The organism is Amycolatopsis sp. CB00013 (assembly GCF_001905755.1).
GTDB classification, from domain to species: domain Bacteria; phylum Actinomycetota; class Actinomycetes; order Mycobacteriales; family Pseudonocardiaceae; genus Amycolatopsis; species Amycolatopsis japonica.
The window spans coordinates 292,026-307,541 of sequence record NZ_LIWC01000002.1 but is presented as its reverse complement, the minus strand read 5'-3'; the positions used below and the strand labels follow the sequence as shown (position 1 = coordinate 307,541).

Here is a 15,516-nt window from a genome sequence, read left to right as displayed (position 1 = left end):
AAGGTTGTTCACGCTCGTACAAGATTCGTACAAACCCGGCGGTGACCCCGGCACCGCGAAGCGACTGAGCGATGCCGGGGTCACCGATCTACCTCCCCTCACACAGCGCGGCGTTGGCGACGTCGATGGCGCTCGGGTCGGTCGGGAGCTGGTTCGTGTTGGTCACGACCGACGCGAACCTGCCGTCGTCGGTGGCCAGCGTCAGCGACGCGTGCCCGGTCGGCAGGGAACCGTCGTGTCCCCAGGCGACGCCGCCGCAGGACAACTGGATGCTGAACTGCCCGAGGCCGTACCCGGCGGGAGAACCCGGCGTCCACGGCACGACGGTGCGCATCTCCGCGAGGGCCCTCGGCGAGACGACCGTGCCCGAAACGAGCGCACGGTCGAACTTCGCGAGATCCGTCAAGGTGGATTCGATCGCGGCCGACGCACTCCACTTCGAGAGCTCGAACGAGGTCGTCATATCGACCCAGAAGTAGGCGCCACCGAGCTGGAAACCCTGGTATCCGGGCAGATACGGACTGGTGAGCGTGCGCTTTCCCGGCGGCGGGAACGAGGTTTCGGTCAGCCCGAGCGGTTCGATGATCCGCTCGGTGATCGCGTAACCGACGTATTTCCCGGTGAGTTTCTCGATCAGCAGGCCGAGCACCAGGTAGCCGACGTTGGAGTAATGGTAGGCGCCAGGCGCGGAGACCGGTTTGTCGTCCATCGCGGCCCGCACGAGCGTGGCCAGGTCGAACGTGCCGTCCGGTTTGGTCTTCGCGCCGGCGGGGTCGTGGGGGAATCCCGCCGTGTGGTTGAGCAGCTGCCGCACGGTGATGACGGTGCCGTCGTAATTCCCGGTGACGACGCCGGGCAGGTACCGCTCGATCGGAGCGTCGAGGTCGACGATCCCCTCGTCGAACAGCTGGAGCACGACGGCCGCGGTGAAGGTCTTGGTCTGGCTGGCGACCCGGAAATGGTCGCCGGCCGTGATGGGCCGCTGCCCGGGGGTGGTGGCCGAGCCGCTCGACAGGGTCCACGAGCCTTGGCCGTCGCCGGCGTGGACGGCCGCACCGGGGCCCGCCTTCCGCTGGAAGCGGTCGAGCATGGTCTGTACGGCGGCGTGATCGCCGGTCTCGGCCGCCACCGCGGGCGCGACCGGCACGGCGAGCGCGACGGCCAGTGCGACACCGGCGATCCGCTGGGTCTTCGTTCCCATTCTCTTCTCCCTCAGTCTTTTTCGGAGTTCGCCGAGGCGTCACCGATCGCGGTGAGGCCTTTCTCGACGACGTCGAGCACACCGGCGACGCCTTCGAGCAATTTCACGAGGTTTTCGCCGCTGACGAGCAGTTCGCCGAGTTTCGCCGCGATCCGGCCGCCGTGTTCGACGGCGATCGCCACACACTCCGGGATCGCCTCGGCGATGCTGGCCCCGAACGTCGCGGGCGCCGCCGCGATGGCCCTCGTCATGATCGGCACGATCTTCCCGACGGCCTCGGTGATCAGGCGGGTGACGATGTCGACGGCCTGCGCCACCACCTCACCGGCCGCGACGATCGCCTTCGCGTTGGTCGCCGCGGCCTCCGCGACCGTCTTGATCCCGTCGACCAGCTTCGTCGCCGTCGCGGTGTAATCCCGCTTGGCGTCCCCGGACCATTCGCTCGTCTCGTTCTCCGTCGTGGAGCCGTAGTCCTCGGCGACGGAGTTCGCGCCCCGCGAGACCCGGTCGTGCTCGGCGGAGGGAGCCGAAACCGACCCCGGCTCGCCGCGAAGCTGCCCGAGCGGCTCTTCGAGGAACGAGATCATCGGCGTCAGGAAGTCGCACCCGGCGCTGCTCAGCGCGGACAGCGGGCTCGCCGTCGAGCCGAGCATGTCGAGTGAGACGGCCGGTTCGCCGCGGAGCTCCGCGGACAGCCATTCCTTGCCGCCGACGGAATCCCGCGCGATACGCAGGTTCGCGAGCGCGGTGCTGACCTCCACCGCCGTCGTCATCGTGCGCCTCCGTCCCGGTTCAGGCGGGCGGCGTGTTCTTCGTCCGTGCTCTGATACATCCCGGCCGCCCTCCGCATGCCTTCGCCGACGTCGTCCATGACCGACGCGGTGCGGGTGAACGCGTCCCTCGTCCGGCTCATCGCGGCGCCGATGCCCGCGGTGAAGCACTGCGCGAACGGTCCGAGCGCCGTCGGCGGCAAGTCGCCGGGCAGCGCCGTACCGAGTGACGACAACTGGTCGGCATGCGCGGCGAGCCGGCCCGCGTGCCGGCGTAACTGGTCGGGATCGACGGTGTAGGACCGTTCCGCGGTCATCGCACGACCTCCGGCGAGAGGTGCCGGGTGAGCTGGGTGAGTGCCGGGCCGTCGCCGAGATACCCGGCCATCACGTCGGCCATCCGTTCGCCGGCGAGACGCTGGGCCTCGCGTGCGGTGGTCACGATCAACACGGCGAGCGCGTCGGCTTCGAGTCTGCGCGCGGCGGGCGTCAAAGCGACACCCTCGAGCACCCCCGCCGCGCTGACCGAAACGGTGACCTCACCCCGGGGTGAGCGTGCCGTCGCCCCCGCCTGTTCGAGACTTGCCCGAGCCTGGCGCGCGCCGTCCGCGGCGCGTTCGAGCCGGTCTCGGTAGTCGGCGAGCCATTGTGCCGGCTCCATGGTGTTCCCCTTCCTTGTTCGATGGAACGTGTCGTCACTGGCTGGCCAGTGCCGCCGCCTCGCGTAGTGCGTGAACGAGTTCGTTGTGCCGCAACGGGTTGACGCTCACCCAGCCGCGGTCGTCGTGGTCGATCCGGACTCTCCCCGAAGGACCGTCCAGCCAGGAGAGTTCGAGTGGCCGCTTCTCGGCGCCCGATCGGCGCACGACACCGAGCTGGCCGCGTCCCGTCAGCGAAGGCAGCACGGTGGCGAGCGCTTCGGCGGCCGGGTCGTCACCGGCGGCCCCCGGAGACAAGGTGATCGGCAGGGTCGGTGCGGCAGGCACCTCGGGAAGGAGCCCGGAGAGCGTGTCGGCCACCGCGTCGTACGCGACCCTCATGACGGTCACCGGGCTCGGCGCGCCACCGAGCGTCTGTCCACACAGGACCGCCCGGTCTTCGTGGATCATCGCCGCGAACCCCGTCAAGCTTCCCTTGTGGGCCAGCACCAGATCGACCGAGCCGTGGTACCCGCGCAGCGCGGCGACCAGAGCCCCGGCCAGGCCGGCGGGTCCGTCCGCCGTGGCGAGGCCACGCTCGGCCAGCGAACCACCCGCGGCGCTGAGCGATACCTCGCGTTCGCCCGCGATCCGGCCGAACGACGGAATCCGCAACGGAAACGGCAGCGGTACTCCGGCGAAGGTGGCGAGCAGATCCAGCTCCGCGAGTTCGAAGCGGCTGTCGTGTTCGTCGAACGGCGTCACGAGGCCTGCCCCCTGAGCTCGTCGCCGGAGCGCTGTTCCCGCTCTTGGTACTTGCGTTTGGCGGACGCCAGCATCTGCTGGTATTCCCGGACTTCGCGTTCCGCGGCCTTGACCTCGCCCGCGAGTCCGGAGCCTCCCGCGGCTTCCCGCAGGCGGTTCGCCAGGTACGCCGCGGGCGGCGCGGTTCCCAGCATCGGCAGCCGTTCCGCGAGCCTGCTCGCGGTGGCCACCAGATCGGCGGTGAGATCGCCGAGATCGGCCAGCGTCGTGATGCGCGCGTCGAGCAGTTCCAGCTCGACTTCGATGCCGCGCCCCGCGCTCATCGCCACTCCTGCCGGGGAAGGCCGATGACCGCCTCGCTGGCGGGTTCCGCGAGAGGGAACAGCGCGTGGTCGATCGTCGGCAGCTGGTTCGTGTGGTCGTCCTCGTCGGACCGGCCATGCGTGCCAGAGCCGACCGGAGCCGGCTGACCCACGGCGCCGGTGCGCGTCGCGGCCGGTTCGGCGGCCGTCTGCGCCGCCATCGCGCCGGGACCGACCGGCAACGCCGCCGCCCCCACTCGCACGCCGTTCGCGAGCGGGTTCACGAAGGCGCCGGCCGGGACTTGTCCGAGCCCGCCGGACCCGGTGAGGCGCTGCCACGAAGACCCGCTCGGGGTGATGCGCTCCGGCGAGGAGGCCGAGGCGCTCACCGTGGTGTCGCCGCTGTCCGGCATGGTCGAGGCGGCCGGGATCGTGCCCTGTGCCTGCCCGATCAGCCTGCTCGAATTCGTCAGGCTCGACTCGTAGGTCCGCATGGTCTGGACGGCGCGCTGCTTCCGCAGATCGGCCGTGCCGGTGTCGGCGTAGAAGCTGAAACCGGCTCCGCCGAAGGTCCAGTCCACGAACATGCTCGTCATCGGTACGGCCGGGTCGTCCGCCGGGGCGGGCATCGTGGCCCTGGCCCACGCCAGCGCGTCGGCCGCCTGTTGCGCGGCCCGCTCGCCGGCGTGGGCGAGCTCCGCGATCTTCTCCACCCGGTCGGCGAGTACGAGCAGCCGCCGGGCCGCCTCCTCCGCGCCGCTGCCGCGCCAGCCGTCCAGCAACGCGGTGTGCTGTTCGCGCAGCACCTCGGCGTGGTTGACCAAGGCCGCCCGGTGCCCGGACCAGTCCGCGGCGATCGTGCTGACGTCCGTGACGTCGGCGTCCTGCCACAGCATCCCGTGCAGCTCTTCGTGGCTGTAAGCCTCCCAGTTCACCTCGCCCTCCGGCGCGGTCTCGGTGCTCACCCCGGTTCCCCCCTCCCACTGACCGCTTGTCGATGCGACCCATGCTGGCGGCGGGCGTGCCGGAGCCGGAAGGTCGAGCGGCGGCCATTTACGGCCGGTGGGGCTGAGCTGCGAAAAGGCCCTAGAGCTGGGCGCGGTAGGCCTTCGCGAGGTGCTGCTGCAGGCGGGCGTGCCGGAACTGGTAGACCGCGCCGGACTGGCGCAGGACCCCTCGCCGGTACGCGTCGTCCAGGAACGCGGTGACGGCCCACGGCAGCTTGCGGAGCAGGGGGAGCCGCAAGCGGGTGAAGACCAGCCACTGCCCCCACGCGGTGAAGGTGATCACGTACGCGAAGGCCGTGACGAGCCCCGCGGTGAGGCCGAGCAGGGCACTGACCCTGAACGAGCGCACGAGGTGAAAGGACGGGCCCGTGATGCTCTCCAGCGCTGCCGCGGCTCCGAAACTGCCGAGGCCGATCGCGATCGCGAGCACCGGCGCGAACAACCCGACGACGCGCAGCACGGTCGAGCGGTTCGCCGCGAGCAGATCGGCGGGGCTGGTGGCGGTGGTCAGATTGGCGGGTACCTGGAGAAGGGTGAGGAGTGCCAGCAGCCCGCCGCAGACAGGGCCGAAGGCGAGCCCGAAAACGGTGACGTCGACCAGGATCAGGCGGAGGAGATGGCCGAGATCGTCGATGACGACGAGATCCGGCGACAGCGCCCTCACGAAGACGCCGACAAGGGTGACGGCGACGGCCGCCAGCACGCCGCCCGCCACACCCGCCGCGAACCTGACCGCGATCCTTCGCCGGAGGCGGGGCCGGCGTGCCCGCCGGTCGAACAGCCGCACCCGCACACGCGTCGGTTCGAGGGACCCGGCCTTGCGGACCACCAGGAACGAATACAGCAGACCGAACGGAACGGCGATCACGGCCCCGCTGGCCAGCCCGTCGACGAGGACGACCGGCCACCGGAACGGCAGGCCGGAACTGAGGGAATTGAGCGGGCTCAACACGAACCAGATGACGAGCGCCGTGGTCAGCCAAGTGGAGGCCGTGACCAGGAGGACACGCGACCAACGGGTCAGCGAGCCGCCCATCCGCCACCATTCGAGGTCGCCGGTTTCCCTCCGGTCGAGGTCGTCGGCGAGGAAGCCCAGCCAGTGGCGGACCTGTTCGAGATCCCAGCGCTGCCGGACGTCGCCGGCCTCCCAGACGGTGGGGACGAAGGTGTCGAGCAGATGCTCCTCGAGCGCCTGCGCCGTCGGGAAGCGGTCGGTGTCCAGCAGACTTGCCGGATCGCGGTCGCGCGAGTCGCTGTAGACCGTACGGGCGAGTCCGACCATGAGCGGGGTTTTCAGGACCGTGGCCAGGTTCGCGGCCGGCGCTTCGGGGTCGCGCAACGCGGCCAAGACCGGATCCCACGCCGTGGCCGTTCCGCCGGGAGTGACGCGTCGCGCCGTTCGGGGCAGGTAACCGGCGAGGTCGTCGACGCCGAGGTCGGTCAGCTCGACGACGGCGGCCGACGTCAGCGTGTGGACGTTGGTGACCGCACGCTCGTACTCGTCGAAACGACTGGTCAGGAACAGCGGACCGGACAGGGAGTTGAGCGCTTCGAGCGCCGCCCGGTGCAGCCCCTCGGCGATCTCGTCGAAGCCGTCGAGGACGGGCAAGATGTACCCGGTGTCGACCAGCACGGCCGCCAACGTCGAGCCGCCGGGAGCCTCGGCGGAGAGCCCGGGATGGTCGCGCTGAAGGGTTTCGACGAGCCAGGTGCGCAACGGTGTCGTGGTCGGGTCCCACGAACCGATGGTGAAGATCACCGGCACGACGCCGCCGCGACTCCGGACGGCCAGCGCGTCGAGCGCGAAACGCAGCGTCAGCACGGTCTTGCCCGCTCCCGCGCGGCCCAGCATCACCAGTTTCCGTGACGGGATGCCGCGGTAGATGTCCGCGATGTCGCCGATCTCGCCGGACAGGTCGAGCGGCGCGGCGGTAACCCCGTGCGGAACGCGGCAGATGTTGTCCCAGTGGTCGGCGAGGTCGGCCGCGATCCGCCACCGCACGGGCAGGGGGAACGGATCGTGCACGCGGCGCAGTTCCTCCTCGCGCCGGAGCCGGGTGGCGATGATCGTGGCCAGATGGTCCGCCGCTTCGGTCACCTCTTCGGGCACGATGACGAGGGAAGGGGCCGGAACCACCGGTGTTTCGACGGTGTCCTCGGGCGGCGCTTCGACGGGCTCGTCCGGCTGCCTGCCGTCGGCGGCGGCGAGGAGGTCGGCGCGTTCCTGCGGGGTGATGCCGAGTGCGTCGGCGAGCAACGTCACGGTGCCGACGCGCGGGTCGGTGCCCCCGCCGGTTTCGAGACGGCGGATGGTCCGCACCCCGACCCCCGCGCGGGCGGCCAAGCCCTCCTGCGTCAGACCTGCCCGGCGGCGGGCGTCACGAAGGAGAACGCCGAACCGACCGGCCACGGGCGACGTCCCTCCAGATGCGCTGTGCGACGGGTGATCATCCTAGTGGCGGGTGGGCCACGAACGGGAGACAGTAAGCCTGGTCGGTACCCGCGCGAATCCGCTCTTTCGTATTCGTTGATTCCGGTATGTTTCGTGACGAAATCGGCAAGAAAAGCGGGCGGCTGTGAAACGCAAAAGACCCGCACTTCTCAAAGTGCGGGTCTTTCGAACTGTGGACCCTGGGGGAGGTTACTACAATACAAAACAGCAGGTCATAAAGCTGGAAGCGCTACTGAGGAAACTCCCTAGCGCCTCAACACCCCCGCTGCCGAGAGCTCGCCGGCGGCGCCTCGGCACTGCGAGGCGGCTGAGCGAGGCTGAGGTCGCCGACCTGATCGAGGGCTACCTGGCCGGAGTGCCGGTCGCCCAGCTCGGCCGCCGGTTCGGTATCGATCGTCGGACGGTAAGTCAGATTCTCCGCCGCCGCGGTGTCTCGATTCGTAAGCGCGGCCTCCTCCCGGAGCAAGTTGACGACGCCGTTTGGCTCTACGAGGAAGGTTGGTCCTTGGCTCGAATCGGTACGCGATTCGACACAACTGCTGACACCGTCCGAGCACGGCTGCTGGAGCGTGGGCTCCGGATGCGTGATGCGCAGGGGCGGGAACGATCGTGAACGACGATGCCGCGTCGACTTAGCCAGTCGGGGCCTCGGGGAGACTAGGACGCACCCTTGTGGCCCTGGCCGGATCGATGCTTGCGAGCTCCTCCGCCGCGCGGAGCCGATAACCTTGCTCAAGGGTTGGGTCCATGACGAGTTTCTCGAACGAATCCGCGCCATCGTCGTCGCCGCCTGCGATATGTGTCCAGTCCGCTGCTTGGAAACGCATAGCAGAAGGTAGCGTGCTGTCGCCGACGATCCATCCGAGCGACGTCTGCCCGATGAGCACGCCTCCGGAGGCCTGACCGCCAAGCCGTGCCACTCCGCCAAGCCCGGCTAAGAGCGCAGTGTCGCTGAACAGTGCCCTCAGTTCGGCAAAAGAGTCCTTTGTCCATTCGATGACGCGGTAGGCCCCGGCCCAGATTCGGTACAGATCGTCCAGGTAGGGATTCGTGACGATCAAAGCGAGACCTGCGGCGAGACTGTCGGCAACGTCCCTGTAACCAGGGACGATACTCGCGGCTTCGCCCTTGTAATCGCCCTGCAGGTGCCCCCACTCGGTCTCCCACATCAGCCACGAGGCGGCGGCAGCTGTCGATGAGTCCATCTTGAGTAGGCGTGTCAACGCGTTGAGGCGATCCTCGTCGTCGACATCCAAATCGATCGACAACGCCAATAACAGGTCACGCCCGGCCTCGGCGTCCTCGTGCCACACGGCCACACACGCTTGTAGCCGCTCAGCACTCTCGGACCAGGAAGCAGCGGCCATCTCCTTCAACTCATCAAGGCCCAGTGCTGGCTCTTCGTAGTTGTCTTCGAGGTCTTCAGTCACGTGTATAAGCCTAGTAGGGATCTCCGACAGAAATGCTCGATTATATCGACGGAGCCGCTCCATCGGCGGCGAGACGACGGGTTTATACCCTGCTAGAGGGCAATGAATTGGGCCGCTGCTCTAGTAAGCCCTCCTGTGCGGCTGGGGAGGCCAGTGCAACCCGTCGGTGCTGGTCAGAAGGATGGAAGCGCTGGTCCGACGCCTGTCCGCAGGCCCGGCATCGCTCCACTCTGCACCCAAACGGCCTAAGCCGCGACGTGCCAAGTAACTAAGCGATCAGCAGGCAGATGAGCCGATAGTCGCCTACCGTGCGGGCGACACCATGTACGACCTCGCCGACCACTTCGACATCAATCGGAAGAGAGTGAGCTCAATCCTCCTTCGCTCGGGTGCCCTAATCTGTGGGCGCATGACCACGATAACGTCGACGAGGTTGTGTGACTCTACGCAGTTGGTTGGTCACTCGCGCGGATCGGGACGAACCTAGACACCACTGTCAACACGATCAGAGCGCGGCTCCTGGAGCGTGGGGTACGGATGCGGAATACACAGGGCGTGAGCAGGAGGCGCACCTCACTGATCCTCGGGGTTTACTCAGAGCCGAGCCCATGGAAACGCTCGAAGAATGCATCGAGGCGGGCGAGCACACGCTGCTTCTTCTCGCCATGGCCACCAGCTGCAGAGAAGCGCGAGGCAGGCGGGAGGATCTTGATGATGGCGGTACCGGCAGTTGGGATAGCGCCATCGCGGAAAGCCTGGTCGATAAATGTCCGCGTCTCCTCAGGGTTGAGGCCTTCGTCGTTAATGATGGCGTCGAGCTCGGCTGCACGTCTGGCGTCAACGAAAGCCAGCCACTCATCGTCCATCTCGCCGCGCGCCGAGACGCGGTCGACGAAGTCCATGATGAGGTCTCTCTTGTTTCTCAGTGTCAAGCTAGAGTCGACGGCGCGCTCGATCCGCATGACTGCCTCGATCTCTCGGTCCGTGCCGTTGCCCCGGGCTTCGCGCCACTCCTGAACCAGCATAAGGATGTAGTCGACGTTGATCTCGACTTGCTTGATGAGCTCAATCTCAAAGACAACATCCTCGTTAATTGGCTCCTTTTCCTCATCGCTCTGCGTGCGAAACTCGGCGTAGAGGTTAAGGTAGACGCTACGATAATCCTGACTCTGGCGCTCAGTCAGGATCTCGTTGCCGCTGAATTCGTCGAACGCAGTGAGGATATTTTGTAGACGTAGAATGGAGCCAAATAGGGCGATAAAAGCCTTTTGCGCCGTTTCGCCGATGATCGGCTGTCCGAGTGGGAACCTTGTCAGGAGCTCTTGGACACGATCAGCGTATTCGCTGTAGTAATCGGCATACGGCTTGAGTAGCACAATGCCGCGCGCTTCCTTGTTGCCGAACAAGGCGATCGCATCGTTGGTCTCTTCTTCTAGGTTGCGGAAGGAGACAACGTTGCCGTACGTCTTAACCGAGTTGAGAATTCGGTTCGTGCGCGAATAGGCCTGAATCAAGCCATGGTTGACCAGACGCTTATCGATGAACAACGTATTGAGCGTCGTCGCATCGAAGCCAGTCAGGAACATGTTAACCACTATGACTAGATCGATCTCGCGGTTCTTCAGCCGCATCGACAAGTCTTTGTAGTAGTTCTGAAATCTGTCGGCCAAGGTGTCAAAGCTGGTGCCAAATATGGCGTTATAATCCTCGATTGCACCCTCAAGAAAGTCGCGCGACGACTGGTCGAGCGAGTTAGTCTCGAAACCTTCTTCGTCCAGATAGTCGTCGCCGATGTCTTCGTTTGCGGCGTGGGAGTAGATGACGGCAATCTTCAGTCGTCGATCTGGTGGCAGGTCTCCCTGCTGGGTTTTGAACTCGGCGTAGTAGCGCTTCGCCGCATCAATCGACGCAGTGGCAAAGAGGGCGTTAAAACCATGAACACGTTTGCCAGCGAGTGAGTAGTGTCGCGCGCGCTTCGTCTTCTGATCGAAGTGCTCCCGCGTATAAGAGACGACCTGACTCACCCGTTCGGGAGCAAGCAGTGCCCTTTCGGTATCGATTGCCGAGACCTGCTTGTCATCAAGGCCGTCGGGCAGCTTGATGGTGTTGACGTAGTCGATCCGGAATGGCAGGACGTTCTTATCGCTGATGGCGTCGACGATTGTATATGTATGAATCGCCATCTGATGCTGCTCGGATGAGCAGCTGGTTGGGTTACCGTGGAGGAAGCAGCCGAACGCTTGAGCGGTCGTCCGTAACTTAGGGTTACCGCTAGTGCTTGCGTTAACAGCGAAAATCGGTGTTCCCGTGAAACCGAAGAGGTTGTACCGTTTGAAGGCCTTCGTGATTGCTGAGTGCATGTCGCCAAACTGCGATCGGTGGCACTCGTCGAAGATGATCACAATGTGACCGCCGTAGATTTCATGGCCCTTATTGCCCCCGATGAACTTCGAGAGCTTCTGGATCGTCGTGATGATGATCCGGGCACCCTTATCCTCGAGCTGGCGCTTGAGCACCGCGGTCGACGTGTTGGAGTTTGCCGCACCCCGCTCGAACCGGTCGTACTCGCGCATGGTCTGATAGTCAAGGTCCTTGCGGTCGACCACGAAGAGTACCTTGTCTACACTAGGCATTCGACTCGCGAGCTGGGCCGCCTTAAAGCTGGTCAGGGTCTTCCCTGATCCAGTGGTGTGCCAGATATAGCCACCGGAATTGAGAGTGCCAAGCTGCTTGTAGTTGGTTGAGATCTCGATCCGATTGAGAATCCGCTCCGCCGCCACAATCTGGTACGGCCGCATGACTAGCAATAGTTGGTCGGCAGTCAGTACGCAGTACTTGGTCAAGATGTTGAGCAGCGTGTGTCGGGCGAAGAAGGTCTTGGCGAAGGCCGTCAAGTCCTGGATTGGCCTATTCTGGGCATCTGCCCACCACGAGGTGAACTCGAACGAGTTGCTAGTCTTTCGAGTCTTCTTGCCGCCCGGCTCGTTGATGTGCTGACGACGGGTAGTGTTGGAGTAGTACTTAGTCAGCGTACCGTTGCTGATGACGAATAGTTGGACGTACTCGAACAGGCCAGAGCTGGCCCAGAAACTTTCGCGTTGGTAGCGGTCGATCTGGTTGAACGCCTCGCGTATGTCGACACCTCGGCGTTTCAGCTCGATGTGGACCATGGGGAGGCCGTTGACCAGGACGGTGACGTCGTAACGGTTGGTGCGCTTGGCGCCGCCCTTACCTGCGTCGATCTCGTACTGGTTAATGACCTGGAGGCGGTTCTGGTGGATATTTGTTTTGTCCAGCAGCGTAACGTTCTTGGTTGTGCCGTCGTCCCGCTTGAGGACCTGAACATGGTCTTCCTGGATTCGGACTGTCTTCTCGACGATTCCCTCGTTAGCTCCAGTAATCTTCTCTGTGAAGAACCGGTGCCACTCCGAGTCGCTGAACGTGATGCTGTTCAGGCGCTCGAGCTGGGTTCGAAGATTGGACACGAGCTGCTGCTCAGAAGTGATAGACAGGTACTCGTAGGCCTGCCCCTGTAGAAGCTCGATAAAGTCCTTCTCGAGACCGGCCTCAGACTGGTATGCCGCGACGGTTGCAGCATCCGGAATGAACTCGGCAACGACAGTGCTCTCAGCACTGACGGCGATCTGATCGTATTTGCATGCCGACGCTTCACTCATGCTTGGTGCTCCTTAAATGTCAGAAGCTCGTCACGGTAGTAGTCGTACTGCTTCCGACGGGCATCGAGCTCGTCGCGCAGAGTCGATTCGAGAGCGGTGATGGCGTTAATAGTGCGCAGGAAGGCTCGCTGGGCAGAGATCGATGGTAGCTCGATCTCGAACGCTTCGAACTGGTCTTCCCTCCAGCGCCGGCGACTCTTCGTCGAACCGCGCTCGGTTCCCGTGACCTCTCCTTCGATGCGCTTGAGTGTGTACTCGTCCTTGAAGTAGAGTAGGAGCCATTCTGGCAGTACACGCGAAGTGTCAAGCTGGTACACCGGGAACTCGTTAGAGACAACCCCATCTGAAAGTTCCGGAGTGATGATCGCGAACGAACCCTCGGTTACAAACATTCTGTTGTAGATGAACTGTTGCGGCTTCACTCGGTACAGCGTCGTTCCTTTAATGGAACTGCCAAGTTTTGATTCTCGAGCAAAGGCGCCTTCGCCGTACCATCTCACCCCGAGGTTCTTGTAGGAAGCACTTCCCTGTACGCGCACCGGATCCACGTGCTGTGTCGCCACCTCGCCTAACCGTACAAGTTTTCGGCTAGACGAGATAGTATTGGTAGGATAGGGGGCTTCCGGCAATGTGCGAGCAAGTGCAATACGCTGACGTTCGCGGACTTCCAGCTCTTCTAAAATTGCCGCATCTAACGCAGTGAAACTATCCAGAATCTGGACTATCTCATGCTGTAGCTGCACTGGCGGGACGGGAATGGCGTAGTTCATTAACATTGAGGTCTGGATGGCAGCCATTGATCCGTCAGTACGACCTGCATGGCTCAATATTGTCTGAGCGCGGGCATGACACACATGAGCCAAGTATTCAGGAAGGACGCCGCTATGCGGTACGACTGCACGCATGTCCTGGTTGAGCGCGACTTCGAACGGGACGAGCCCAATTGGGAGTCGGCGACGTAAAATATTCGACCGCATTACGAAGGCCACTGATCCGGCTGGGACTAGCTTGGCCGACGACTTGGTGAGTGCTAGCTCGGTGATATGATCCTCGGTGCCCAGCACCGTGCTGTCGGTCATGTCCTTTGGTGATAACCACGGGACGGTGCCATTCTGCCAGTATTCGGGTACGGCCTTGGACGGCGTGCCACCGCCGTACCAAGTACCTAGTTCGCCAAGAGGGACAACCGGGACTTCGTGTGAACAGATTCTCGATCTAATGTTCTTGAAACGACTCACGACCCGCTCTCCAGCTCGACCACGATCTTGTCAAGAGCGGCGCGGAGCTTGGTCTGACGCGCTACAATATTAGCAATCTCTGAGTTTAGCTTACTGATATCGACAGAATCGCGATCGTCCGCCTTTGCGACGTACGTGGAAACCGAGAGAAGGTACTCGCGCTCGGCGATCTCGGTTGTTGGCACGAGTCTTGAAAAGCCGTCCATACCCTCGCGTGCTACGAACGTGTCCAGGATCTTCTTCTGGTTGGACGACTGAAGTTTGTTTTTGCTGCCGACATGCTCAAACTCTGCGGATGCATCAATAAACAGTACGCAATTATCCCGCTTCGACTTCTTAAGTACGAGGATGCACGTTGCGATGTTCGTGCCGAAGAACAGGTCCGGTGGTAATTGGATCACGGTATCGACGTAGTTATTGTCGATGAGGTACTTGCGAATCTTGCGCTCGGCGCCTCGACGGTAGAGAACCCCGGGGAACTCAATAATGGCTGCAGTACCGTTGACCGCAAGCCACGAGAGCATGTGCATCGTGAACGCGAGGTCAGCCTTGCTCTTGGGGGCAAGGACGCCGGCCGGAGCGAATCGTGGGTCGTTGATCAGTAGCGGATTGGCGTCGCCCTCCCATTTGATCGAGTAGGGCGGATTGGACACGATCGCCTCAAAGGGCTCGTCGTCCCAATGGGCCGGATCAATCAAAGTATCGCCATGAGCAAGGCTGAATTTCTCGTAGTTGATGTCATGCAGGAACATGTTAATACGTGCTAAGTTGTAGGTAGTCAGGTTGATCTCCTGGCCGAAGAAGCCTCGGCGGACCTTCTCCTTGCCGAGCACCTTCGCAAATTTTAGAAGGAGCGAACCTGAGCCGCAGGCGGGGTCGTAGACCTTGTTGACCGACTTCTTACCCACCACTGTGATGCGCGCAAGGAGCTCAGAGACCTCCTGTGGGGTGTAGTACTCACCACCTGATTTACCAGCGTTTGCGGCGTACATCTGCATGAGATACTCATACGCATCACCGAATGTGTCAATGGTGTGGCCATTGAAGTCGCCGAGATTCAGGTCGCCGATTGCGTCGAGCAGCTTGACTAGCTTTTCGTTGCGTTTCGCGACGGTGCTGCCGAGCTTTGCACTGTTGACGTCGAGGTCGTCGAACAAACCCTTGAGGTCGTCCTCGGAGTCAGTACCTTTTGCAGATCCTTCGATGTTATTGAAGATTCGCTCAAGAGTCTCGTTTAGGTTCTCATCGTCGCTCGCGTTTTTACGAACATTAGCAAATAGCTCGCTTGGTAGGATGTAGAAGCCCTTTTCGGCAACCGTCTCTCTCCTGCCAAACTCGGCTTGTTTGTCGCTCAGCATCGCATAGTCGAACGACTCAACTCCGGCCTTTCGCTCTCCCTCGTTGATGTAGGCAGCTAGGTTCTCCGAGATAAACCGATAGAAGAGGATGCCTAGGACATAGCTTTTGAAGTCCCAGCCATCGACACTGCCGCGAAGGTCATTTGCGATACGCCAGATCGTCTTGTGTAGCTCGGCGCGCTGAATCTCCTTAGCCTGGCTCATGCGGCGGCTTCCCTGCCTGCCGCGACTGTCAACGTAGCATTGAGAAATGGCAGGTTAGCGAACGCGTCAACCAGTGCCTGGCTTTTGGCATGCTTGTCGTTAGTATCTCGCACTAGGCTTACGCCGCTCACTGCTGCTCTCCGCTCAGTACCTGGAGCGCCGCCTGCTCGCGCTGCTGCGCATGATGTGAGCGGCACTTCGTGATCTGCATACAGTCAGCATGCCACGCGCCACCGACAAGCTTACGTCGGCCGACGTAGCGTTACGTAGCGATCCGCATTCGTACTGTTACAGCACGACAGGATCACGCCACCGTACGCGATCGACGCATCTGCCGCTGTGATGCTAGCTCCAGGGCGTGATTAGGCGGATGCCTACGATGCGTCCTCTTGCTGGCACCTTTCAAAATGATAATCAAGGCGATCCAGCTGAGCTTGAAGGCGTCAGCAAGCACCTTGTCCTCTGCCCTGGCTT

General features: G+C 63.1%; 12 protein-coding genes. All 12 read right to left on the bottom strand.

All coding sequences use genetic code 11. The features are described from left to right. Positions 1 to 88 precede the first annotated feature (88 nt). The 12 genes from AMK34_RS11365 to AMK34_RS11305 all read right to left on the bottom strand — a co-directional run bounded on the left by AMK34_RS11365 (position 89) and on the right by AMK34_RS11305 (position 15,042). A complete protein-coding gene (locus AMK34_RS11365) occupies positions 89 to 1,201 on the bottom strand; it encodes a serine hydrolase domain-containing protein (RefSeq protein WP_073845092.1) in 1,113 nt (370 codons plus the stop codon). Positions 1,202 to 1,212: 11 nt separating this feature from the next. Next, the gene (locus AMK34_RS11360; protein WP_073845090.1) at positions 1,213 to 1,974 is read right to left on the bottom strand and encodes a hypothetical protein; all 762 of its coding nucleotides are present in this window, start codon (positions 1,972 to 1,974) and stop codon (positions 1,213 to 1,215) included. After that, a complete protein-coding gene (locus tag AMK34_RS11355; protein ID WP_073845088.1) occupies positions 1,971 to 2,288 on the bottom strand; it encodes a WXG100 family type VII secretion target in 318 nt (105 codons plus the stop codon). The genes AMK34_RS11360 and AMK34_RS11355 overlap by 4 nt, the downstream gene beginning before the upstream one ends. Further along, on the bottom strand, positions 2,285 to 2,632 hold the full coding sequence (locus AMK34_RS11350) for a YbaB/EbfC family nucleoid-associated protein (protein WP_073845086.1): 348 nt from the start codon (positions 2,630 to 2,632) through the stop codon (positions 2,285 to 2,287). Before AMK34_RS11350 ends, AMK34_RS11355 begins: the two co-directional genes overlap by 4 nt. Positions 2,633 to 2,666: 34 nt before the next feature. Beyond that, the gene (locus AMK34_RS11345; RefSeq protein WP_073845084.1) at positions 2,667 to 3,374 is read right to left on the bottom strand and encodes an ESX secretion-associated protein EspG; all 708 of its coding nucleotides are present in this window, start codon (positions 3,372 to 3,374) and stop codon (positions 2,667 to 2,669) included. Then, positions 3,371 to 3,697, bottom strand: coding sequence for a hypothetical protein (locus tag AMK34_RS11340; RefSeq protein WP_073846253.1), 327 nt, complete (start codon positions 3,695 to 3,697; stop codon positions 3,371 to 3,373). The genes AMK34_RS11345 and AMK34_RS11340 overlap by 4 nt, the downstream gene beginning before the upstream one ends. After that, complete coding sequence (locus AMK34_RS11335) at positions 3,694 to 4,641, bottom strand: hypothetical protein (RefSeq protein ID WP_073845082.1); 948 nt, start codon at positions 4,639 to 4,641, stop codon at positions 3,694 to 3,696. Before AMK34_RS11335 ends, AMK34_RS11340 begins: the two co-directional genes overlap by 4 nt. 121 nt (positions 4,642 to 4,762) lie before the next feature. After that, on the bottom strand, positions 4,763 to 7,093 hold the full coding sequence (locus tag AMK34_RS11330; RefSeq protein ID WP_073845080.1) for a helix-turn-helix domain-containing protein: 2,331 nt from the start codon (positions 7,091 to 7,093) through the stop codon (positions 4,763 to 4,765). A gap of 674 nt (positions 7,094 to 7,767) precedes the next feature. Further along, positions 7,768 to 8,565 (bottom strand): hypothetical protein, encoded by a 798-nt coding sequence (locus AMK34_RS11320; protein ID WP_073845078.1) that lies wholly within the window; start codon positions 8,563 to 8,565, stop codon positions 7,768 to 7,770. A 590-nt stretch (positions 8,566 to 9,155) separates the two neighbouring features. Further along, positions 9,156 to 12,242, bottom strand: a complete 3,087-nt coding sequence (locus AMK34_RS11315) for a type I restriction endonuclease subunit R (RefSeq protein WP_073845076.1) — start codon at positions 12,240 to 12,242, stop codon at positions 9,156 to 9,158. Beyond that, on the bottom strand, positions 12,239 to 13,480 hold the full coding sequence (locus AMK34_RS11310) for a restriction endonuclease subunit S (RefSeq protein WP_073845074.1): 1,242 nt from the start codon (positions 13,478 to 13,480) through the stop codon (positions 12,239 to 12,241). Before AMK34_RS11310 ends, AMK34_RS11315 begins: the two co-directional genes overlap by 4 nt. Beyond that, positions 13,477 to 15,042, bottom strand: a complete 1,566-nt coding sequence (locus tag AMK34_RS11305) for a type I restriction-modification system subunit M (protein WP_073845072.1) — start codon at positions 15,040 to 15,042, stop codon at positions 13,477 to 13,479. The genes AMK34_RS11310 and AMK34_RS11305 overlap by 4 nt, the downstream gene beginning before the upstream one ends. Positions 15,043 to 15,516: the final 474 nt, after the last annotated feature.